Annotated in this window: 20 protein-coding genes and 1 pseudogene; 7 read left to right on the forward strand and 14 right to left on the reverse strand. The window is 60.2% G+C overall.

Annotated features, from left to right (window positions below; all coding sequences use genetic code 11):
* Positions 1 to 39 precede the first annotated feature (39 nt).
* From AC3RLQ_RS28065 to AC3RLQ_RS28080, 4 genes and pseudogenes are all read right to left on the reverse strand, one after another.
* A complete protein-coding gene (locus AC3RLQ_RS28065; protein WP_493031931.1) occupies positions 40 to 780 on the reverse strand; it encodes an IS5 family transposase in 741 nt (246 codons plus the stop codon).
* Between the two features lie 100 nt (positions 781 to 880).
* Entirely contained in the window at positions 881 to 1,621 is a 741-nt protein-coding gene (locus AC3RLQ_RS28070) for an IS5 family transposase (RefSeq protein ID WP_493031932.1), read from the reverse strand.
* Between the two features lie 89 nt (positions 1,622 to 1,710).
* Positions 1,711 to 2,250 (reverse strand): annotated as a pseudogene (locus AC3RLQ_RS28075) (IS630 family transposase); the annotation flags it as partial.
* A complete protein-coding gene (locus AC3RLQ_RS28080; RefSeq protein WP_493031933.1) occupies positions 2,232 to 2,648 on the reverse strand; it encodes a transposase in 417 nt (138 codons plus the stop codon). The pseudogene AC3RLQ_RS28075 and the gene AC3RLQ_RS28080, both read right to left, overlap by 19 nt.
* 16 nt (positions 2,649 to 2,664) lie before the next feature.
* On the opposite strand from AC3RLQ_RS28080, the gene AC3RLQ_RS28085 reads away from it, so the two are divergent.
* Together AC3RLQ_RS28085 and AC3RLQ_RS28090 are read left to right on the forward strand one after the other, a co-directional pair.
* A complete protein-coding gene (locus AC3RLQ_RS28085; protein WP_493038773.1) occupies positions 2,665 to 2,877 on the forward strand; it encodes a type II secretion system protein in 213 nt (70 codons plus the stop codon).
* Positions 2,828 to 3,304 (forward strand): hypothetical protein, encoded by a 477-nt coding sequence (locus AC3RLQ_RS28090; RefSeq protein ID WP_493031934.1) that lies wholly within the window; start codon positions 2,828 to 2,830, stop codon positions 3,302 to 3,304. Before AC3RLQ_RS28085 ends, AC3RLQ_RS28090 begins: the two co-directional genes overlap by 50 nt.
* A gap of 17 nt (positions 3,305 to 3,321) precedes the next feature.
* Here AC3RLQ_RS28090 and AC3RLQ_RS28095 read toward each other — a convergent pair whose 3' ends face one another.
* A complete protein-coding gene (locus AC3RLQ_RS28095) occupies positions 3,322 to 3,999 on the reverse strand; it encodes a 3-keto-alpha-glucoside-1,2-lyase-like domain-containing protein (RefSeq protein ID WP_493031935.1) in 678 nt (225 codons plus the stop codon).
* A gap of 212 nt (positions 4,000 to 4,211) precedes the next feature.
* Complete coding sequence (locus AC3RLQ_RS28100) at positions 4,212 to 5,237, reverse strand: zinc-binding dehydrogenase (protein WP_422314814.1); 1,026 nt, start codon at positions 5,235 to 5,237, stop codon at positions 4,212 to 4,214.
* A 406-nt stretch (positions 5,238 to 5,643) separates the two neighbouring features.
* On the opposite strand from AC3RLQ_RS28100, the gene AC3RLQ_RS28105 reads away from it, so the two are divergent.
* Entirely contained in the window at positions 5,644 to 9,792 is a 4,149-nt protein-coding gene (locus AC3RLQ_RS28105; RefSeq protein WP_493031936.1) for an RCC1 domain-containing protein, read from the forward strand.
* 79 nt (positions 9,793 to 9,871) lie between these two features.
* Here the strand turns inward: AC3RLQ_RS28105 and AC3RLQ_RS28110 are convergent, their stop codons facing one another.
* Both AC3RLQ_RS28110 and AC3RLQ_RS28115 read right to left on the reverse strand, forming a co-directional pair.
* A complete protein-coding gene (locus AC3RLQ_RS28110; RefSeq protein ID WP_493031937.1) occupies positions 9,872 to 10,570 on the reverse strand; it encodes an orotidine 5'-phosphate decarboxylase / HUMPS family protein in 699 nt (232 codons plus the stop codon).
* A 56-nt stretch (positions 10,571 to 10,626) separates the two neighbouring features.
* Positions 10,627 to 11,496, reverse strand: a complete 870-nt coding sequence (locus AC3RLQ_RS28115; RefSeq protein WP_493031938.1) for a helix-turn-helix transcriptional regulator — start codon at positions 11,494 to 11,496, stop codon at positions 10,627 to 10,629.
* Between the two features lie 84 nt (positions 11,497 to 11,580).
* On the opposite strand from AC3RLQ_RS28115, the gene AC3RLQ_RS28120 reads away from it, so the two are divergent.
* Together AC3RLQ_RS28120 and AC3RLQ_RS28125 are read left to right on the forward strand one after the other, a co-directional pair.
* Positions 11,581 to 13,017: an FAD-dependent oxidoreductase gene (locus AC3RLQ_RS28120; RefSeq protein ID WP_493031939.1), complete on the forward strand. Its 1,437-nt coding sequence runs from the start codon at positions 11,581 to 11,583 to the stop codon at positions 13,015 to 13,017.
* A gap of 73 nt (positions 13,018 to 13,090) precedes the next feature.
* Positions 13,091 to 13,879 carry a helix-turn-helix domain-containing protein gene (locus AC3RLQ_RS28125; RefSeq protein WP_493031940.1) on the forward strand — a complete coding sequence of 263 codons (789 nt, stop codon included), beginning with the start codon at positions 13,091 to 13,093 and terminating at the stop codon, positions 13,877 to 13,879.
* Positions 13,880 to 13,882: 3 nt separating this feature from the next.
* On the opposite strand, the gene AC3RLQ_RS28130 is transcribed toward AC3RLQ_RS28125, so the two are convergent.
* Genes AC3RLQ_RS28130 through AC3RLQ_RS28155 form a run of 6 tightly spaced genes read right to left on the reverse strand, consistent with a single transcriptional unit; the run spans position 13,883 to position 18,264 of the window.
* The gene (locus tag AC3RLQ_RS28130; protein WP_493031941.1) at positions 13,883 to 15,010 is read right to left on the reverse strand and encodes a prenyltransferase/squalene oxidase repeat-containing protein; all 1,128 of its coding nucleotides are present in this window, start codon (positions 15,008 to 15,010) and stop codon (positions 13,883 to 13,885) included.
* Entirely contained in the window at positions 15,007 to 15,663 is a 657-nt protein-coding gene (locus AC3RLQ_RS28135) for a GNAT family N-acetyltransferase (protein ID WP_493031942.1), read from the reverse strand. Before AC3RLQ_RS28135 ends, AC3RLQ_RS28130 begins: the two co-directional genes overlap by 4 nt.
* Position 15,664: 1 nt before the next feature.
* Positions 15,665 to 16,129: an OsmC family protein gene (locus tag AC3RLQ_RS28140; RefSeq protein WP_493031943.1), complete on the reverse strand. Its 465-nt coding sequence runs from the start codon at positions 16,127 to 16,129 to the stop codon at positions 15,665 to 15,667.
* Positions 16,129 to 16,740, reverse strand: a complete 612-nt coding sequence (locus AC3RLQ_RS28145; RefSeq protein WP_493031944.1) for an FMN-binding negative transcriptional regulator — start codon at positions 16,738 to 16,740, stop codon at positions 16,129 to 16,131. Before AC3RLQ_RS28145 ends, AC3RLQ_RS28140 begins: the two co-directional genes overlap by 1 nt.
* Positions 16,741 to 16,748: 8 nt before the next feature.
* A complete protein-coding gene (locus AC3RLQ_RS28150) occupies positions 16,749 to 17,720 on the reverse strand; it encodes an alpha/beta hydrolase fold domain-containing protein (protein WP_493031945.1) in 972 nt (323 codons plus the stop codon).
* A 31-nt stretch (positions 17,721 to 17,751) separates the two neighbouring features.
* Positions 17,752 to 18,264: a GNAT family N-acetyltransferase gene (locus AC3RLQ_RS28155; protein ID WP_493031946.1), complete on the reverse strand. Its 513-nt coding sequence runs from the start codon at positions 18,262 to 18,264 to the stop codon at positions 17,752 to 17,754.
* Between the two features lie 268 nt (positions 18,265 to 18,532).
* On the opposite strand from AC3RLQ_RS28155, the gene AC3RLQ_RS28160 reads away from it, so the two are divergent.
* Both AC3RLQ_RS28160 and AC3RLQ_RS28165 read left to right on the forward strand, forming a co-directional pair.
* A complete protein-coding gene (locus AC3RLQ_RS28160; RefSeq protein WP_493031947.1) occupies positions 18,533 to 18,970 on the forward strand; it encodes a hypothetical protein in 438 nt (145 codons plus the stop codon).
* Between the two features lie 509 nt (positions 18,971 to 19,479).
* Positions 19,480 to 20,700 (forward strand): IS4 family transposase, encoded by a 1,221-nt coding sequence (locus tag AC3RLQ_RS28165; protein WP_493031948.1) that lies wholly within the window; start codon positions 19,480 to 19,482, stop codon positions 20,698 to 20,700.
* Positions 20,701 to 20,926 lie beyond the last annotated feature (226 nt).

The raw sequence follows: 20,926 nt of genomic DNA on the forward strand, positions 1-20,926 counted from the left end.
TCCCCATGAAAATCACCCTTAGGCGGTGTTTGAAAACCCTCATCGGCCGTATTGAAGCCAGTCGATGACGGCAGCAAACTCGATGAGCGAGAGGAAATGTGCGGCGAGCTTATCTCGCCGAGTGCTGGCACAAGCCCAGCGCTTCAGACGGCAGAAGTAGTTCTCAATGCGATAGCGCTGCCGGTAAAGCTTACGGCTGACCTTGCGCTGGATTCCACATCTGGCTCTGCGTGGAATGCAATGGGTTGCTCCGAGCAGTTGAAGCTGCTGGCGCAGCTTGTCACTGTCGAAGCCTTTGTCGCCAACCACGCAGAGCCCCGTAGGATTTCCAAGCAGTGGCAGAACATGGTGTCCTTCATAGGCCTGTCCTGCGATGAGCAGCAGGTTCACTGCAAGCCCCCTCCCATCGGTAAGAGCCATGATCTTGGTGTTGCGGCCTCCGCGCGTTTTGCCCATGGCCTGCTTGTCTGCGCCACCTGCAGGATTGGCGGCACACTGATGAACCACCACGTGCGTGCCATCCACAAGCCTGATGCGGTTTCTGGTTTTGCGGGAGACCATGGTGAGCATGCGCTTCCAGAGACCTTCACGTGCCCACTGCCGATGCCAGCCATAGATGGTGCGCCAGGGACCAAAGCATTCGGGCAGGTCACGCCAGGGACCTGCGTTGCGCAGCCGGTAAAACAAGCCCTCAAGGACAAGATCCAGCGACGCTCGCGGCCTGCCGCCAATGTTCAAGGCACCATTTTTTTGAGCCGCTTTTTGATCGGCTCCCACCATGCAAAGCGTTGTGTTCTCATCGGTTTTCTCTCATGCCACAAACGCTCTCCTCGGGCAATTGAGGGTTTTCAAACACCGCCTAGGCGGTGTTTGAAAACCCTCATCGGCCGTATTGAAGCCAGTCGATGACGGCAGCAAACTCGATGAGCGAGAGGAAATGTGCGGCGAGTTTGTCTCGCCGAGTGCTGGCACAAGCCCAGCGCTTCAGACGGCAGAAGTAGTTCTCAATGCGATAGCGCTGTCGGTAAAGTTTACGGCTGACCTTGCGCTGGATTCCACATCTGGCTCTGCGTGGAATGCAATGGGTTGCCCCGAGCAGTTGAAGCTGCTGACGTAGCTTGTCACTGTCGAAGCCTTTGTCGCCAACCACGCACAGCCCTGCAGGGTTTCCCAGCAGCGGCAGAACATGGTGCCCTTCATAGGCCTGTCCTGCGATGAGCAGCAGGTTCACTGCAAGCCCCCGCCCATCAGTAAGGGCCATGATCTTGGTATTGCGGCCTCCTCGCGTTTTGCCCATGGCCTGCTTGTCTGCGCCACCTGCAGGATTTGCAGCACACTGATGAACCACCACATGCGTGCCATCCACAAGCCTGATGCGGTTCCTGGTTTTGCGGGAGACCATGGTGAGCATGCGCTTCCAGAGACCTTCGCGCGCCCACTGCCGATGCCAGCCATAGATGGTGCGCCAAGGACCAAAACATTCGGGCAGGTCACGCCAAGGACCCGCGTTGCGCAGCCGGTAAAACAAGCCTTCAAGAACAAGATCCAGCGACGCTCGCGGACGGCCGCCAATGTTCAAAGCACCATTTTTTTGAGTCGCTTTTTGAGCGGCTCCCACCATGCAAAGCGTTGTGTTTTCATCGGTTTTCTCTCATGCCACAAATGCTTTCCTTGGGCAATCGAGGGTTTTCAAACACCGCCTAGAGCATATTAAATAATACTATAGCCACAAGAAGCAAACCAACCTGCAGCGTCTTTGGCTGTGATTTTTGAGAATGCCAGACTGATGGCTTGGTCGAGTTGCTCGGGGGTGCGGGCCTCGGCGCTGCGCAGCAGCGCTTTGATCTTGCTCCACATTTTCTCAATGGGATTGAGGTCGGGCGAGTAGGCCGGCAGGAACCGCACCTCCGCTCCTGCTGCCGCCACCAAGCGCAGCACTTCCGGACTCTTGTGCACCGCGAGATTGTCCATCACCACAATGTCACCTTGCTTGAGTGTTGGGCAGAGCACCTGGCCGATATAGGCCACAAAGGCGTCGGTGTCGGCGGCTCCTGCCAGGTGCATGCAGGCCGTGGTGCCATCGAGCCGGATGGAGGAGATCATCGTGGTGCTCTGCCAGCGGCCACAGGGGGCTGCGGCATGCAGCCGCCGCCCACGGGGTGCCCTGCCGCGCAGGCGCGTCATGTTGGTCTTGGCACCGCTCTCGTCGAGAAAGACCAGCCGCCAAGGCTCTAAGCCGCCTTGCCGGCGCTTCCAGCAGCGGCGTGCTTTGCGGACGTCCTCCCGGTCCTGCTCGGCGGCGCGGAGCGTCTTTTTTTATATGTCAGCCCCATGTCCACGAGCACATAATGAATCGCGGGCAGCGTGCACTTCAGCCCCAGAGCGTCGCGCAGTTCGGCCAGCGTCATGTCGGGCTTGCGTTTGAGCTGCTGCCTAATGGTCATGCGGTGCTCAGCCACAATGAGCTTCTTGCGTCCGGCGAGGTGGTGCCGGGACTTGATGCTGCCGGTCTTGCGACGCTGCTGGAGGAGCTTTTTGACCATGCCCAGCGAGACGCGAAAGCGCCGTGCGATCTCATCACGCGTGCCTTCACCTTTGTCATACGCGCTGACGATGCGTTCACGCAAATCAAGGGAGAGTGTTGCCATGCCCAATGCATAGCATATCCCCGCCCAATGGCTACATTATTATTTAAAATGCTCTAAAGGCCATGGTTTCACGCTGATAGAGCTGCTCGTTGTCATCGGCATCATTGCACTGCTTGCGGCCTTGGTGCTTGGTACCGGGGGGATCGGGCTCATCCAAGCGTCAGGCAACCCAAGGCACGATGGAGGCGGTCGCGGCTGCCTTGGAGCGCTACTACGAGCAGTATGGTGAATATCCGGAGCCGGTAAATGCAGATGAAACCGCCGAGATCATGCCCGGAAAGGTCTATCGCATCGGTGCCGCCCGGTGCCTGTATCAAGCACTGCGGGGAGACGGCTATGATGCCATCAAGGGAGCCGGACGCGCTGAGAAAGGCGAATCTCAGTCAGATGGCAAGGTCAGCGCAGACGAAATGAAGAACGTCATCATGGCCGATATGCCGGAGGGCATGTGGCGCAAGGTGGGCGGCAATTACATTCTCGTCGATTCCTTCGGACGCCCATTTCAATACATCAAAGCCGACAGCGCAAAGAAAAACACCCTCAACTCCACCTATGACCTTTGGTCATATTCTCAAGACGACAAAAACGTCATGGCCAAATCCAAAGACACCGAGGCCAATGCCAGCCTCGGCGTCAAATGGATCAAAAACTGGTGAGAGGGAAACTCGTCTGATTATTTCGCCACGCCCTTGATGCTGAAGTCGTCGTACTTCACGTCAATGCGGTTGGTGGTGAGACTCACGACCGTCTTGTGATCATGCGCGACACCGGGAGACTGGAAAGTGCTGACAACCTTCCCGTCGATGCTGGTTTCGACCACGTCATTCTGGGTGCGCACGGTGAGCGTGTGCCACTCTTTGAGAGACACTGTGGTGGGCACCGACTTCGTCCACTTGAGCATGTTGGCCTTGTCCTCCGCAGTCAGCGTCGGCGGCACCGTCTTCTTGCGTGTGTAGATGTCGTTGCTGAAGGTGCCAGCCTTGGCATCCGCAACGACCACGGACTTTGGATTCACCGAGATGCTGCAAATGTGCCCTGCGTGCGATCCTTTGTAGTCCTTGTCATCAAGCCAGACATTGAAGCCCTTGGCCTGATCGCTGACGAACTGGAACTTCACCGACACTTCCAGATCCGTCTCAGGGGCGATTCGGATCACATCCACCGCCGCATGATCCGACTCCGGCGCGGTGATGCCCACCAGCACGCCGTCTTTCACCACGCTGGAGCTCTTGTAATGGCCCCAGGCTTTGCCGAAACCGTCGGCGGCGAAGTCGTCCGAGAAAATGACGCGTGGATAATCGAGGGCAAATGCGGAGGTCGCCAGGAGGGCGAGGCAGAGAATGGATTTCATGGTGGTGGTGGGTGAAGAAAGAAGAACGGCCGTGCGCCGTCCATCACACAGGCTATTTGACGAACTTGTTCACAAAGTCCAGTACCGAGCGGGTGAAGGTCCATTGCCCCGTTTCCGGCAGGCACTGCGAAGGTGCGCTCACCCAAGACAGTGCCACAGCCGACAAAAATCGCATGCTCATGCGATTTAAAGGGATGGGGATGATCCGGCGATCACACCGGACGCAGCACGCTCTTCACGACTTCGCCCTTGTGCATCTTCTCAAAGGCTTCGTGCCATTCGGTCACGGGCCAGACGCCGCCGATGATCGGCTTCACATCAAACTGACCACTGCTCAGCAGGGCGATGACGCGCTCCCAGATCGGCCAGTTGTGGCTGAAGCTGCCTTGCAGTGTGATGTTCTTCTGCACCAGCGGATCGAGGTTGAAGCCGAGAGGCTGCGGGCCCCATCCTACTTTGCTGATCCATCCGGCCGGGCGCACGATGTCGAGCGCGATCTTGAGTGTGATGCTCGCACCTGCAGCGTCAATCACTCCGTCGCAGCCCAATCCGTCGCGGGCAGTGGCCCACGGCTTCGCATCGCCAATGATGACTTCGCAACCGTACTGCTTCGCGATTTCCAAACGGTGCGCATCCTGCGGCAAGCCGACGATGGCAACTTGTGCACCGCAAAGACGCGCCATTGCGGCGCAAAGGATGCCGATGGTCCCTGGCCCAAGCACGACGACTCGGTCACCAGGTTCAATGCGCGCATTTTTCACCACCGCGCTGTAGGCCACGCAGCAGGGTTCGGTGAGGCAGGCCTGCTCAAAGGGAAGCTGATCCGGCACGTGGTGCAGAATGCGGCTGGGCACGCGCACATATTTCGTCATGGCTCCGTTCACGCCATAGCCGAAGCCCTTGCGGGTTGGGTCCAGATTGTAGAGCCCTCGCTTGGTCATCGGATTGTTCGGGCTGATGATGGCCGCAGTTTCGGAGACGACGCGGTCGCCTTCCTTCCAGCCTTCCACGTCCTTGCCCACTTCGACGATGCGTCCGCCGAACTCATGGCCGAGCACGACCGGATAGTTCACCGGCCAGGAATGGTCGGCGGTCCACTGGTGCAGATCGGAGCCACAGACACCCACATTGGCCACTTCGAGGAGCACGTCCTCGCTGCCGATGGTGGGTGTTTCGATTTCACGGACTTCGACGGAGCCTTTTTCAGGCGCGTAATTAACGACGGCGGCGGATTTCATGGTTGGGCTTGACGATGAACCATTCTGTCCAGACCGTCACGACAAAGAATGGATGAAATGCGACATGGGAGAGAGGGCCTGCATCCTGCTGATGCTGGCCTTCCGGTCCGTCGTCAAAGGCGGTCAGGTGACGCTGGAGGAGCGGGACGTTAGGTTGGCGTTTTCCATCGTCGGCGCGGCTGCTTGGCTAGGCGGTAATAATAGAGAGGGGGGCATCCACTCGGCAGGGTGGGCTTGTCCGGCGAGGGGGAAGGCATGGGCTAAGTGAGCTGCATCTTCGGCTAGATTTTTTAGTTCCTCTATTTAAATGGCGTAAAACAATTTGAAGATTTGCTAAAAAAGATACCCTGCCATGGACCGTCTCTAGTGCGAGACACCCCCGCCCCCCCGTTCAATCCGTCATCTCATGAGCACCCATACCCCTCTCCCTGTCCGCACTTTCGCTCGTTTTCTGCGGAGGGCCGCCTTGATGATGGGCCTTGCTTTTGTGGTGGTCCCCTCGGCAGCCCTTGCCTACACCTTCAATTCCGCCACTGATGTGCCTGTCACCGCGAGCAGCTATAGCGCCAGCGGCACGATCAGTCTCAGCCTCAACTTCACACCGGTGACCGGCACGAACCTGACGGCCATCAACAACACGGGGCTGGGCTTCATCAGCGGGAAGTTCAGCAATCTGGCGCAGGGGCAGGCCGTGGTGCTGAGCTACGGCGGGGTGGGCTACTCCTTTGTGGCGAACTACTATGGCGGCACAGGCAATGACCTGGTGCTCCAGTGGGCGAGAGTGCGTGAGCTGGCCTGGGGCTATAACGCCCAAGGCCAGCTGGGGAACAATAGCACAACTGATAGCCAAGTGCCGACCGCCGTGCTCAGCAACGGTGTGCTCTCAGGCAGGACAGTGATGGCCATTGCAGCGGGAGGAGGTCACAGTCTGGCGCTGTGCAGTGACGGCACGGTGGCGGCGTGGGGCGCCAACGACCATGGCCAGTTGGGCAACAGCAGCACGACCGAAAGACATACGCCGGTCGCCGTGGTCAGCAGCGGGGTGCTCTCCGGCAAGACGGTGGTGGCTGTCGCAGCGGGACAGACTCACAGTCTGGCGCTGTGCAGCGACGGCACGGTGGCGGCGTGGGGCCTCAACGACCGTGGCCAGCTGGGCAACAACGGCACGACCGATAGCAATGTACCGGTGGCGGTGAACGTGACGAGCGGGACGAGCGCGCTGTATGGCAAGACGGTGGTGTCCGTCGCGGCGGGAAACGGTCACAGTCTGGCGCTGTGCAGTGACGGCACGGTGGCGGCCTGGGGCTTCAACGTCTATGGCCAACTGGGCAACAACAGCACGACCGATAGCAATGTGCCGGTGGCGGTGAACGTGACGAGCGGGACGAGCGTACTATATGGCAAGACGGTGGTGGCCGTCGCAGCGGGTGGCTATCACACTCTGGCGCTGTGCAGTGACGGCACCGTGGCGGCGTGCGGCTGGAACTTCTATGGTGTACTGGGAAACAACAGCACGACGCAGAGCAATGTGCCGGTGGCGGTGAACGTGGCGAGCGGGACGAGCGCACTGTATGGCAAGACGGTAGTGTCTCTCGCCGCAGGAGACTATCACAGTCTGACGCTGTGCAGTGACGGCACGGTGGCGGCCTGGGGCCGGGACGAAAGTGGCCAGCTGGGAAACAACAGCACGACGCAGAGCAATGTGCCGGTGGCGGTGAACGTGGCGAGCGGGACGAGCGCGCTGTATGGCAAGACCGTGGTCGCCCTCTCAGCGGGTACCTATCACAGTGTGGCGCTGTGCAGTGACGGCACGGTGGCGGCGTGGGGGCAAGGCTCCTCTGGCCAGCTGGGAACCAACAGCACGGGGCAGAGTAGTGTGCCGTTGGCGGTGAACACAAGCACACTGGCCAGTGGCGAACGTTTCAGCTTGGTGGCGAGCGGGCGGTCTGCCGCCCACACGCTCGCCTTGGTGGCCGCCACGCCACCACCACCACCAACGGTGACGTTGAGCACGGCCAACCTGGTCGCCAACGCCACCACCCTGACCATCAACGGCACGAACTTTGACGCTACGACGCCCGGCAACAACACAGTGGTTTTCTCCCCCACAGGCACCGGCACAGTGACGGCCTCGACGGCGACCAGCCTTACGGTGACCGGCATCAGCGGGCTGACTGTGGGGGCATTGAATGCGGTCGTCACCACCAACTCTGCCAGCAGCGGAGCGGCCGTGCAGGTGGCCACGGTCATCCCCTACGGACTCACCTTCACCTTTACCACCGCTACAGACGTGGGGGCGACGAGTTCCAACTATAGCGCCATCGGCACGGTCAATCTCAGCCTCAACTTCGCGCCGGTGGCCGGCACGAACCTGACGGTCATTAACAACACGGGGCTGGACTTCATCAGCGGGAAGTTCAGCAATCTGGCGCAAGGACAGAGCGTGGTGCTGAGCTACGGCGGGGTGAACTACTCCTTTGTGGCGAACTATTATGGAGGCACGGGCAATGACCTGGTGCTGCAGTGGGGCAAAGTGCGTGAGCTGGCCTGGGGCAACAATAGCAATGGCCAGCTGGGTAACAACAGCACGACTGCCAGCCAGGTGCCGACCGCCGTGCTCAGCAGTGGAGTGCTCTCCGGCAAGACGGTGGTTACCGTCGCAGCGGGAGGAAGTCACAGTCTGGCGCTGTGCAGTGACGGCACGGTGGCTGCGTGGGGGGCCAACACCTTTGGCCAGCTGGGCAACAACAGCACGACGCAGAGCAATGTGCCGGTGGCGGTGAACGTGGCGAGCGGGACGAGTGCGCTGTATGGCAAAACGGTGGTGGCCGTCTCGGCGGGAAACGAGTACAGTCTTGTGCTGTGCAGTGATGGCACAGTGGCTGCGTGGGGCGACAACAGCGGCGGCCAGCTGGGCAACAACAGCACGATGCAGAGCAATGTGCCGGTGGCGGTGAACGTGGCGAGCGGGACGAGCGCGTTGTATGGCAAGACGGTGGTGTCCGTCGCAGCGGGAAGTGGTCACAGTCTGGCGCTGTGCAACGACGGCACGGTGGCGGCGTGGGGCTGGAATATCAATGGCCAGCTGGGAAACAACAGCACGACGCAGAGCAATGTGCCAGTGGCGGTAAACGTGGCGAGTGGGACGAGCGTGCTGTATGGCCAGACGGTGGTGACTGTCGCGGCGGGGAACAGTCACAGTCTGGCGCTGTGCAGTGATGGCACAGTGGCTGCGTGGGGCTACAACGGCTTTGGCCAGCTGGGCAATAACAGCACGACCGAAAGTCATGTGCCCGTGGCGGTGAACGTGACGAGCGGGACGAGCGCGTTGTATGGCAAGACTGTGACGGCCGTTGCGGCGGGAGAAAGTTACAGTCTGGCGCTGTGCGGTGACGGCACGGTGGAGGCGTGGGGCTGGAACGTCTATGGCAAGCTGGGCAACAACAGCACGACCGATAGCAAGGTGCCGGTGGCGGTGAACGTGGCGAGCGGGACGAGTGCGCTATATGGCAAGACGGTGGTGGCCATCGCAGCGGGAGGCTATCACGCTCAGGTGCTGTGCAGCGACGGATCGGTGGCGGCGTGGGGCGGCAACAGCTACGGCGAACTGGGCAACAACAGTACGACGCAGAGTAAGGTGCCGGTGGCGGTGAACACAAGCGCGCTGGCCAGCGGCGAGCACTTCAGCCTGGTGGTGAGCGGACGCTCTGCCGGCCACACGCTGGCCTTGGTGGCCGCCCCGCCGGCCCCTGAAATTGCGATTGAACAGCCTGTGGGCACTGGATTGACCTCTGGCAGCAGCACCATCACCTTCGGCGTCATGGCGGCAGGGTCTGGCACTGCGGCGAAGACCTTCACCGTCAAGAACCTGGGCGCCAGCGACCTGACTGGAATCGTGATCACCCAGGACGGCACCAATGCAGGCGACTACACGGTGAACACCACCGGGATGACGACCACCGTGGCCTCGAACGCCAGCAAGACCTTCACCGTCACCTTCACGCCCACCGCCGCCTCAGTGAGCGGTGCCCGCACCGCCGTACTCCACATCGCCAGCAATGACCCCAATCAGAATCCGTTCGACATCGCTCTCAGCGGCACCGGCTTGTCTCAAACCTACGACACCGATAGCGATGGCCTCAATGATGCCGCCGAGTTCAAGATGAGTACGCTCGGCTTTGACTGGCAGACGGCGCAGCCTGCCTTGGTCACCACCCTCACGACCAACGCCAATACCGCGAACCTCTTCACCCAGACTCAGGTGAATGCCAGCCGCCAGAGCGGGCGCGATGATGTGACAGGCTCCCCCAACACCTACAGTCTCTACACGCAGTCACAATTCCAGGCGCTGAGCGTGGGCGTGCCCCTGCTGCAGAAGGATGGGATCACCGGCCAGTTTAAGCTGACCATTGGCGTGCAAAAGTCCGCCGACCTCACGCACTTCGATGCCTTCCCTCTGACCGCGCCACAAACGACAGTCAATGCACAGGGCCAGTTGGAGTTCCAGTTTACTGTGCCAGACGGCGCGGCGTTCTTCCGCTTGCAGTCACAATAAACGTCTGCCGTCCCGGCGGACCTTCAACCCAGCCTGCATTGCGAAATGCAAGCTGCTTTGTTTGGAAGTCGTCCTTGGCTCAAAACGCAGGAACGTCCTGCGCATGCACCGCCTCGCAAATCATGCGCAGTGATGCTTCGAGATTGCCGTCCGCCGTTTTGAAGGCGTCGGCGTCAATGGTGAGAGGAGCGCCGAGGACGACGAGCGGAGCGCCGTATTTGGGGCACTGGATGGCCTGCTCCAAGCTGAGTCCGCCAACGGCCTGCACGGGGATTTTGACAGCGTTGACCACTTCACGGAGCTGATCCAGCGGGCTCGGCATGCGTTTGCCTGCAGCGGCTATGCCCCGGCGCTCATCGTAGCCAATGTGATGAATCACGTAGTCGCAGCCCAGATCCTCCAGCCACTTGGCTCCGGCGATCATGTCCTCGGAGATCATGTTGTCTCCCATGACCTTGCAGCCGAAGTCCTTGCCAGCTTTGACCACGCATTTCACCGTTTCGGCATGAGCACGGGCCATGACCACGACATGGGTGGCACCGGCCTTGGCCATCATTTCGGCTTCGAGATAGCCACCATCCATTGTTTTGAGATCGGCAACGATCGGCGTGTTTGGAAAAGCTTTTCTCAATGCGCGCACACCGTGGAGGCCTTCTGCAAGGATGAGAGGCGTTCCGGCTTCCAACCAGTCCACACCGGCGCGCATGGCCAGGGCGGCGGTTTCGAGCGCTTCGTCGATGTTGGTGAGGTCGAGGGAAATTTGAACGATGGGTTTCATGGGCGGTTGTGGGGACCAGATTAACGCAGAACCCGGCGTCGTCGTCACGACAAAGATCATGCGAAATGCGACAAGCGGGCGCGGCCGGGTGATTTGCCAAAATGACGCCGATAACAACGGATGAAGTAGTTGGCATCGCGAAAGCCGCAGACATGGGCGATCTCCGCGATGTTGAGCTGCGGATCTTTTAGAAGAGGCTGAGAACGTTCCAGTCGTGCGTGCAGCAGGTAATCGAGAAAAGACTGCCCGCTGAAGTCACGGAACAGCCGGGAGACATGGTTGGGATGAAGATGCAGAAAGTCCGCCACCTCCTGCCGCCCGATGGGGTGATGCAGGTTTTCCTGCACGAACTGGCAGGCGGCCAGCCAGGTGAATCGCGCCTTGCCAGCTTTTGAGACCACTGGCTCGGGCTGCTCAGACATCTGGGCGGTTTTGATGAGGAGGAGTTCCACGAGCCGACGTGCGGCGAGGTCATCGGGTGGTGAACCACGCCGGTTTTGCAAGGCTTGGAAAAAATGCCTCCCGTCTTCATCCAGCACCCGTGAGTCGTGATGCGTTTGAAGAAACCGATGGCCTCCACGGCCTTTCTTAGCCAGCAAGTATTGCGTCATCTCTGGAGTAAAGACGAAACCGATGGCAAGATAGTGCGCCGCAGGATGTGGCTCCATCAGTGCCTGGGGCGCAGCCACGATGGCGTCGCCGCGCTGAAGCGTGACGACTTCCTGGCGCTGCTGCCGCAGTACAACGTAGCGGCCTGTGCCGGCGAGGCAGATGGAGAAGCGCGGGCTGTCATGCACCGGCAGCCCACCCCGCAGGGCTGGAGAACCTGATTCCAGCGCCAGGTGAACACGTCTGGGCCAGTCGCGCCTCAGCAGGCGGTGTATCCACTGGGGCCAGCGGCTGGCAGGGGCATGAGCTTCGGACATATTGCGTTTGTGCTATCTTTGTTAGCATCTTCCACTGGGAAGCTGGGCTGGGAGGCAGCAAACTGCAACGCGTACCAACCATCCATGAAACCCCAATCTGCCGATTTTTCCCGACGTCACTTTTTGCGTGCTGCTCTTGCAGGTCCCGGGCTGCTGCCTGCGGCCACATGGGTGTCTGCTTCGGAAAGCAAGAGCGATGCAGTGAACTTTGATGAACCCAACCGCAGTGTGACGCTGGTGCATGATGCGGACGTCATTGTCTGCGGTGCGGGCCCGGCGGGTGTGGCGGCTGCGGTCGCTGCGGCGCGGGCGGGAGCACGGGTGCGTTTGTTTGAAACGAATGGCTGCCTCGGCGGTGTCTGGACGGCGGGCTTGCTCACGTGGATCTTTGATTTCGACAAACCCGGCTTCACCCGGGAGATCACGCGGCTGCTTGATGAACGCGGAGCACGCCGTGGCGGCGATCCAGGGCGCTTTGTTTATGAACCGGACGAAATGAAGCTGCTGCTGGAGGATCTGTGCACTGAGGCAGGGGTGAAGTTTCGCCTGCAAACGCGCGTGGTGGCAGCCTACCGCGAGGGACGGCAACTCACCACAGTCATCACGGAATCACGTTCCGGCCGTGAGGCCTGGCAGGCTCCGGTATTCATCGACACCACAGGCGATGGCGTGCTGGGAGCCCTCGCTGGCTGCGGCTGGGATCTGGGCAGGATGGGCCAGGATGACAAGTCGGCGGAGTGCGCCTGCCAGCCGCTCACCATGAATGCCCTGGCCGTCGTGCGGGATGTGACGCAGATGGGAAAATACATCTCCTTTTATCAGGGCGACCTCAAGTGGCACGTGGAGGCAACAGCGAACTTCAAAGCGGAGATTCAGCGCGCAGGCGTGGACCCCTCCTATGGCATGCCGACCATTTTCCATGTTCGTGACAACATCGTGCTGCTGATGCTGAACCACGAATACGGCGTACGCCCCGATGACGCCGATGCGATGACCACCGCCACGGTGCGCGCACGGAAGGAGATCTTCACCATCACACGCGCTCTCCGGAAACTGGGCGGCGTGTGGGACGGCCTGCAGGTGGTGGCCACGGCAGAGCAGATCGGCGTGCGCGATGGCAGGCGCATTCATGGCCGTTATGTGGTGAAAACGGAGGATCTTACCCAGGGCGCGCGCCATCCTGATGCGGTGGCACGTGTGACCTTTGGCGTGGACATTCATGCGAAGAGCAAGGCGGACAACGACAAGCTGACCATCGAGCGCGGTGGCGTGAAAAAGTTCACTCCCTACGACATTCCTCTGCGTGCTCTCATTGCGAAGGATGTGGACGGCCTCATGATGGCAGGACGCTGCATCAGCGGGGATTTTGTGGCACATGCGAGCTATCGGGTGACGGGCAATGCCGTGGCCATGGGCGAGGCCGCGGGCGTCGCCGCGGCCCTGGCCGCGCTGCACAAGCAGCAGCCTCATGAGGTGGCCTGGGAAGACTGCCGGGCGATGCTGGAAAAGATCGCGCGCTGAGGCAAGCAGGGGAGTTGCGCAAGGCTTGCGCTACGCCATTCTCTTTCTTGTGACACCCTCCCGGCGATCTGATGTGCCTCTGAGACCCCGCGTGCGCCCCAAGCGCACTGCGGCGGAAATAGCGCGCTGGAGGAAGCAACGCGCTGCATGGATGGCATCGCTGGAGCCGACGCTGCTGTTTCAGCGGCTGTTTGATCACATCCCCGGCGTGTACTTCTTTGCCAAGAACAAGGCGGGGCATCTCATGTTTGCCAGCGAGGGGCTGATGCAGCGCTACCAGATGCCGGATGATTCGGAGATCATTGGGCGCACGGACTTTGATCTGAACCCGGACACGATGGCGCAGGCCTATGTGGATGACGACAAACGCATCCTGGCCGGCAAGGTGGATGTGATCGAGCGCGTGGAGCTCTGGTGGGATTCCCAAGGAATCCCGGACTGGTTTCTCGTGACAAAGCTGCCGCTCTTTGATTCCAAACGCCGGGTGCAGGGTGTGATGGGCACATTAAGGCGCCCTGATGAAGCGGAGCGCAGACTGCCGGTGTTTCAGACCGTGGCGCAGGCAGTGGAGATCATCCGGCATGACTATGCGAAGCCGCTCTTGATTGAGGATGTGGCAAAGTCCTGCGGGCAGTCCCTGCGGCAGCTCCAGCGGCGGTTTCAAAGCGCGTTCGGCATCACCCCGCAGGAATTTCTGATCAAGACACGGGTGCTGGCCGCAGTGCGTCTCCTGGAACGCACGACGCTGACCGCCAGCGAGGTGGCGGAGCAGTGCGGCTTTGTGGATGCGAGCAGCTTCACCCAGCATTTCCGCAAACGCATGGGCGAGTCACCGGCGGTGTATCGGCGTGCGCGGCGATGAAACTCAGTGCAACTCGTCGCACAAGGCCAGCGCCTTCAGAGCCTGAGCCGTGGCGATGTAGGTGATGTAGCTGTAGTTTCCACGATAGAGAGACTGCATCCACCAGCGGCCGGAGACGCGCTGCTCCTGCTTCAGCCACTTGAGGCCGCGCTGGATGCGCTCATCGCTTGCTGGGATGTTGTTTTGACGCATCAGGATGATGGCAAAGGCGGTCATGTAGGCATCGCTTTCCGGTTTCGCGGCGTCAGGCAGGCCATTGATGAGCTTCACCACGGTGTCGCTCATTTTGAAGTGCCAGTCACCCACGGAGGACGTGTCGCGCAGCGACCAGCCGCCATCGGCATGCTGTTTGGAAGACAGCAGAGCCAGCGCGGTATCGCGCTGGGCCTGGGGCACGAGCTCGGGCATGTAATGCGCGAGCTGGAGGCGCAGGATGCGGTCGAAGTCATTTTTTGGCGGCGCATTGCGCAGCCATGCTTTCATTTTCTCAACGCGCGCGAGCAGTTCAGGGTCCTTGAGGCTGGCGAGCCAGCCGGGCGCTGTGGTGGCCGCGCGGGCGGCTTGCAGAGTGAGCTCGAAGTCGGTGGTGATATGGGGGATTTCGACTTCGCCATAGCTGACGAAGGAGCCGTCGGCGGACTGACGCATGAGCATTTCCTGCAAGGAGCGCTCCGTGTGGGGAGAGAGTTTTCCTGTCACATGCTTGTCCCACTCGGCGAGACCCATGGAGCGCCAGATGCTCGACCAAGAGCCGCCGTAGTATTTGATGCCATCCTTTTCCGTTTCTTTCTGCGGCTTGACCTCTGCGGGCACGGTTTTGACGAAGTCTGCCAGCACCTCCTCCAGTGGCATGCCGAGCTGTTTGGACAAAGCTGGGCGCTCGCTCAGGTACGGGCCGGTGGTGTGGCAGTTCACGCAGGTTTTCTCGCGCACCCAGCTGATGGCGCCATCATCGAGGTATTTGGCGGCAGCTTTGATGGTGTCCGGGCCAAAGGCCTTCACTTTAGGCTCATCAGCCGTCGCCCGACTGACCTGAATACCCTGGGTCTGATATTGAAACTCGGGCTTGGGCTTCGGGTCAGCCGCGACAACCAAGGAGCTGGTCAGCAGGAGGAGAAAGGCGTGCTTCATGCACGGGCTTGTACGCTGCGACTCCCGGCAATCAATCGTCCGAGCGGAATTGAGTCGTCTTCATAGAGCCAGCGGCGGAACGCGGTGGCAATCTGCGGCCATTCATGGTCGAGCATGGCAAACCATGCGGTGTCGCGGTTTTCGCCTTTGATGATCATGTGCTGGCGGAAAATGCCTTCAAAAGTGAAGCCGAGGCGCAGGGCGGCATTGCGGCTGGGTTCATTGCGTGCATCGCATTTCCATTCCATGCGCCGGTAGCCGAGATCTTCAAAGCAGTGACGCAGCAGCAGGTAGCAGGCTTCGGTGTTGGTCTTGGTGCGTTGTGCTGCAGGCGCATACCAAATGTTGCCCAGTTCTGCCACGCCGTGCTCAGCACGGATGCTCATGAGTGAGATGCTGCCAAGACAATGCTGTGTAGCAGCGTCACGCACGGTGAAGGCGATCACGTTTGGTGTGGCCTGCCATTCACGCAGAAAGGCGGCCTGATCTTGGGCATCAGCAAATGGCCCACGAGGCATGTAGCGCCACAGTTTGCGTGTGGTTTCATCGACATGCGAAATGGCAAACAGTTCTGCCACATCCGTCGCGAGGTCGAGCGGTGTGAGCGTGATGAAGCGGCCATCGAAGCGCTGGGGTGTGGGCTGCGGTTTCATGTCAGTTTCTGGATTTCACGATCACATCTGTTTTGATCGAATTGGCAATGAAGCATTGTTCGTGGGCAAGGTGATGCAGGTGATCGCATTCGGTGGAAGTGGGCTGCTTGTCGCCGCTCCAAATGATGAGGGGATGCAAGGTGATCTGGCTGATCCAGAGCACGCCGCGTACGTTTTTCGTCATGATGCCTTCTGCTGCATCGTCATAGCTCTCGGGAAGGAAACCGGCGTCACAGGCCACATGGAGGAACCAGAGCATGTGGCAGCTGGATACGGATGCGACGAACATCTCTTCGGGGTCGATGCCTGCGGGGTTTGACCAAGGAGCGGGCACAATCTGCGGGGAGGGGGAACCGGGTATGATGGCACCGCCGTCGAAATGAAGCGCATGTTCGCGCGAGTAACGGCGGTTGAGGAAATCAGGACCTTGGTTTTTCCAGCGGACGGTGGCGGTGTGGGTGGACATCAAAGTCTCTCCTTCATCATTTTGGCCGTGTCGCGATCGGTCTGATCCATGCTGTCTTCCAGCATGGCGATGACAGAAGGTGCATCTTTTGGACGGTTTTGGCTGAGTTTGAACTTGCCTTCGAGCCGGGTGATTTCGATTTCGATGCCGACTATGCCTTTCATGAGGCCATCGCGGAATTCGGCGGACATGAGGCCGTGCCAGCGGTGGGGGCGTCCGGTTTCGTAGAATTCGACGAGATCGTGCAGCATTTGCACAAATCGGTCATGGTCAGTGACGATGCGTGGAATGCCGTAGGCGTGGACGGCGGTGTAGTTCCAGGTGGGGACGGCGGGCTCGGTGACGTACCATGCGGGTGAGATGTAGGCGTGGGGGCCGGTGAAGATGACGAGGACCTCGGAGTTGGAAAAATGGCGCCATTGAGGGTTGGCGCGGGCCATGTGGGAGAGCAGACAACCGTGCGATCCTTGTGTCGGATTCAGCAAAACGGGCATGTGAGTGGCCTGCGGAACTTTGCCGTCGTGTGACACGATGGTGGCGAAGCTGTGCTGGCGCATGAAAGCATTCAGCGTGTCGCGGTCATCGATTTTGAAGTCAGGGGGTGTGTACATTTGACGGGCTACTTCCTAACTTCCGGCAGGGCGGGGATGGGGGTGACGTCGACGGGGGTGTCTTCGCCACGGAGGGTGTTGCCAATAAAGGTTTTGGCGCGGGCGATGACTTCGGGATGGCCGACGGAACCGTGGCCGCCGTCTGTTATGGGGACGAGAAGGGAGGGGACGCCGGCTTGTTTCAGGGTGGCGTGGATGGCTTCGGCGTGGAGGAAGGCGACGCGTTTGTCGGCGGTGCCATGGAAGGTGATGAAGGGCGGGTCATCGTCGGTGACGTAAGTCACGGGGGATGCGGCGAGGGCTTCGGCGTGTTTTTCTTCGTAGTTGCCACCGAGGAGGCCGATGACGGCATCGTCTTTGAGGATGGGCTTCATGTCTTTGTCGAACATGAGGGCCTGGGTGAAGTCTTCGGGGCCGCAGAGATTGACGACGCATTGGACGCGGCTGGCGAAGGAGGTGTTGGGGCCGAGATCGCCCTCGAGTTCTTTGACGTCGCCGCTGGTGCCGATGAGGGAGGAGAGGTGGCCGCCGGCGGAGCTGCCCATGACGGCGATTTTTTCGGGGTCGAGGTTGTATTCTTTGGCATGGGCGCGGATCCAGCGGATGGCGGCTTTGCAGTCATAGATTTGTGCGGGCCAGTGGGCTTCTTTGGTGAGGCGATAGCCGACGGCAACGGAGGCGTAGTTGCCGGTGCGGGCAAACTGGATGGCGGCGGCAGCGTAGCCGAGGCGGTCGCCATTCACCCAGCCGCCGCCGTGGATGAGGGCGACGACGGGAAGGGGTTTGTCGGTGTTGCGCTTCTTGGGAAGGTAGAGATCGACCTTCTGTTTGGGGTTTTCGTTGCCGGCGTAGGGTTGGTCGAGGCGGAGCTCGACCTGGTTTTTCTCGGCGACGGTCTGGGCGTTTTGTTTTTGTGCGCTGAGGTCCTGGGCCCATGCGGATGATGTGACCAGAAGCAGAAGCGGAAGAAGGTGTTTCATGGTGGGCAGAGTGTGGGGCAGGTGACGAAAACTAACGGCGACGGTAAATCAGCATCGGCATGCCGAGGATGGTTTCCTTATGGGAGCAGTCAAAGCCAAGTTTTTCCAGCACACGCCGGGAACGCAGGTGATCGGGATGCACATCTGCGAACAGCGGTTCCGCTGCGTGGTGTGTGTCAAACCATTCGAGCCAGGCACGGGCCACCTCGATGGCGTAACCCTGGCCCCAGCAAGTTTTCGCCAGACGAAAGCCGAGCTCTATGCGTTGTCCGTCGGGAAGATGAAACAAACCGCTGTCGCCGATGGGCTTGCCGGTTTCTCGATGAAGGATCAGCCGTTTGCTGAAACCATGAAGTTTTTGATGTTCGCGGTAGCGATGGATGCGGCGGCGCGAGTCCTCCAGCGTGAGGTCCGCCCCGCCAGGAATGAACTGCATCACCTCGCAATCTGAGAACCATGCGAAGGCCTGCTCTGCATCCTCTTCCTCGAAAGGGCGCATGCGGGTGCGCTCGGTTTCGATCCAGTGAAGGTTCGGGAGAGGCATGGGCATATCAACGCCGGGAGGAGCTCTTGATATTGCAGCCGCGCGTGAATTTTCAGGGGTTGAGGGCCGGTGACTTTTTTCCATGCCATAGTGCGTCAAAAGCAACTCCCGTGAAGGCTGAAATCCGTTGGTGCTCGACAAATTTGTTCCCCATAATGCTGTTGACGTGCTCGACAAAATTGTTTCTCATCAAGTAGTTCGGCCAACGAAGTGTGTTCCACGCCTTGGCTGCTAAAGCGCGAGAAACACCAAGTTCGGTTGCCACACCATGAAGCGTAAAAGCCTCTCTTTTAGTCAGCCGGTCTCGCCAGGGGCCGATCACCCCGGCGATGGATGTTTCCATTACTGTCTTAAGATCGTCAGAGGACGCGAGTTTATCATTCATGCTGATCCTGATGGGTTTATTCATTTCTATGACAGAGAAGACGATTTGAGCAGCCGGCCTGCTTCTGCCGAATCACTGGAACTTGACGCGTTGCTCAACGGCAGCAGTAAGGCTGCCGTTGAGATGAATCGACGGCAGCTCGAATACACCGTCACGGTTACCATTCCTCCAGAGTGCCGGTTTGATTTAGCGTTGGCATTTGAGAAGTTCATGGCCGGAACGTGGACACTTGATGATGAGTCAGACTTGGATGAAAAGTTGATTCCGCTGTTTTGGCAGCATGTGAATCCGCTGCTACGGAATCCTCTATCGAGACTATGATCCTACCTACCAACACGAGGAAGAACAAGACGCTGCATCCAACGGCGGGTAACGCTCTTGTTTGAATTCGGGCTTTCCTCCCCGCCGTGGATGAGCTAGACGTTCGCCCAACCACTCCAATGCGTAAACAGAAACGGCATCCCCATTCGGTCTGCAAGCCCTGTTGGGAGCTTAACTATTGCCCATACGGACCTCTGGTTGAAGAATATCCCCTCTCTACGGGGCAGGTTACTGCGGCTGATGTAGCGCGCGCTCAAACACGCTATGACGCCGCATGGGCCGTCCTCACATCATCGGTAAGATCAGAGGACGACATGCACGCAGCTCTGCATGACATACAGTTCTTTAATCCGGATAGATGGCAGCTTTTAGCCGACTACGATTCAACCGAGCTTCAGTGCAACGTTTACGGGCACGTATGCCAATAGTGTTCGGCACAGGGTTTGAGGTGGAGTGATGTGACAAAAACGTTGCTGTACGTTTGGGCGAAGGGTGGCATGAAGTTGCTGATGGCTGCAGCCCGAGTCCCAGCCCCCAAGATTGAAGCCGCCCAGCTGCGGCACTGGAAGCTCATCGAGCAGTTCCAGCGTGTGCTCGACGACGTCAGCCCGCTGCATCAGCCCCACCGCAGCGAGCACGACCCGCGGCGCACCCTCCACCAGCGCGATTACTTCTCGCTGTTTTTGCTCGGCCTGTTCAACCCGGTCATCACCTCCATGCGCGGGCTCTGCCAGGCCAGCAGGCTGCAGCGCACGCAACGCTCCCTGGGCACCCTGCCCGCAAGCCTGGGCAGCTTCTCGGAGGCGCAGAGCCTCTTTGATGCGCGGCTGCTCCAGGCCGTGCTGGAGCGCCTGGTGGCGGACCTTCCCCCGCAGCCCGGTCCCGGCGGCGTGGACCTCGCCGCGCTGCGCGTGGTCGACAGCACCTTGTGGTATGTGCTCCCGCGCATGGACTGGGCCACCTGGCGCAGCCAGTACAAGGACCAGCGCGCCGTGCGCCTGCACATCAAATACCGCCTGGCCGACGGCCTGCCTGCCGGCGGCCTGCCCTCCAACGGGGTTTTGTGCGAGCGCAAAGCCCTGCGCCAGCAGCTCAAGGCCGGGGAGTTCTACATCGGCGACCGCAACTACGGCATGAACTACCGCTACCTCGAGGAGCTCGAGAGCGCCGGGTGCGGCTTTCTCATGCGCCTGCGCCAGAACCATGTCAAGGTGGAGACGCTCCAGGAGCTGCCGCTAAGCCAGCGCGACATTGAGGCCGGCGTCTGCCGGGATGAGCGCGTCATGCTCGGGGAGAGGGCCCTGTGCAGGCGCGGCCCGTTCCGCCTGGTGGTCGTCGACCGGCCGGACATGGAGGAGCCCGTATGGCTGGTGAGCAATCAAACGGCAGAACAGCTCAGCGCCGGGGAGCTCGCCGGACTCTACCGGCAGCGCTGGGAGGTGGAGGGATTTTTCCGCTGGCTCAAATGCCTGCTGCCCTGCCGGCACTGGTTTGCGGAGAGCGAAAACGGCGTGGCCATCCAGATCTATGCCGCGCTGATCTGCGCGGTGCTGCTGACGCGCAGGCTGGGACGGCGGCCGAGCAAACGCATGCTGGAGATGCTGGCCTTTCATCAGATGCAGACGGCCAGCGAGGAGGAGCTTGCCGAGGCGCTGCGGCTTGAGGTGCAGCGCGCCACCCGGGTGCGCAAGCCGCGGCATGGCACGCTGAGCAACTGGAAACCCGCATAGCAAAGGGCAGTGCAGGCGCGCGCGCGCGCCAGGGCTGCGCGTGCCCGGATGCCACGATGTCGCCCACCTCCCACTCCCTGGCCCTTTCACCGCCGCCTCAATTCAAAAATGCTTGGCTCCATTCACCCCTCTATAGCAGACCGCGTGCCGAACAGTACTGGCACGTATGCCCAATCTTCTTTCTGGCGGTTCCCTTCACGGAAACCAAAGAAGAAAGAAGAACTGG

It is taken from the genome of Prosthecobacter sp. GW821-HT29F12 (assembly GCF_058803405.1).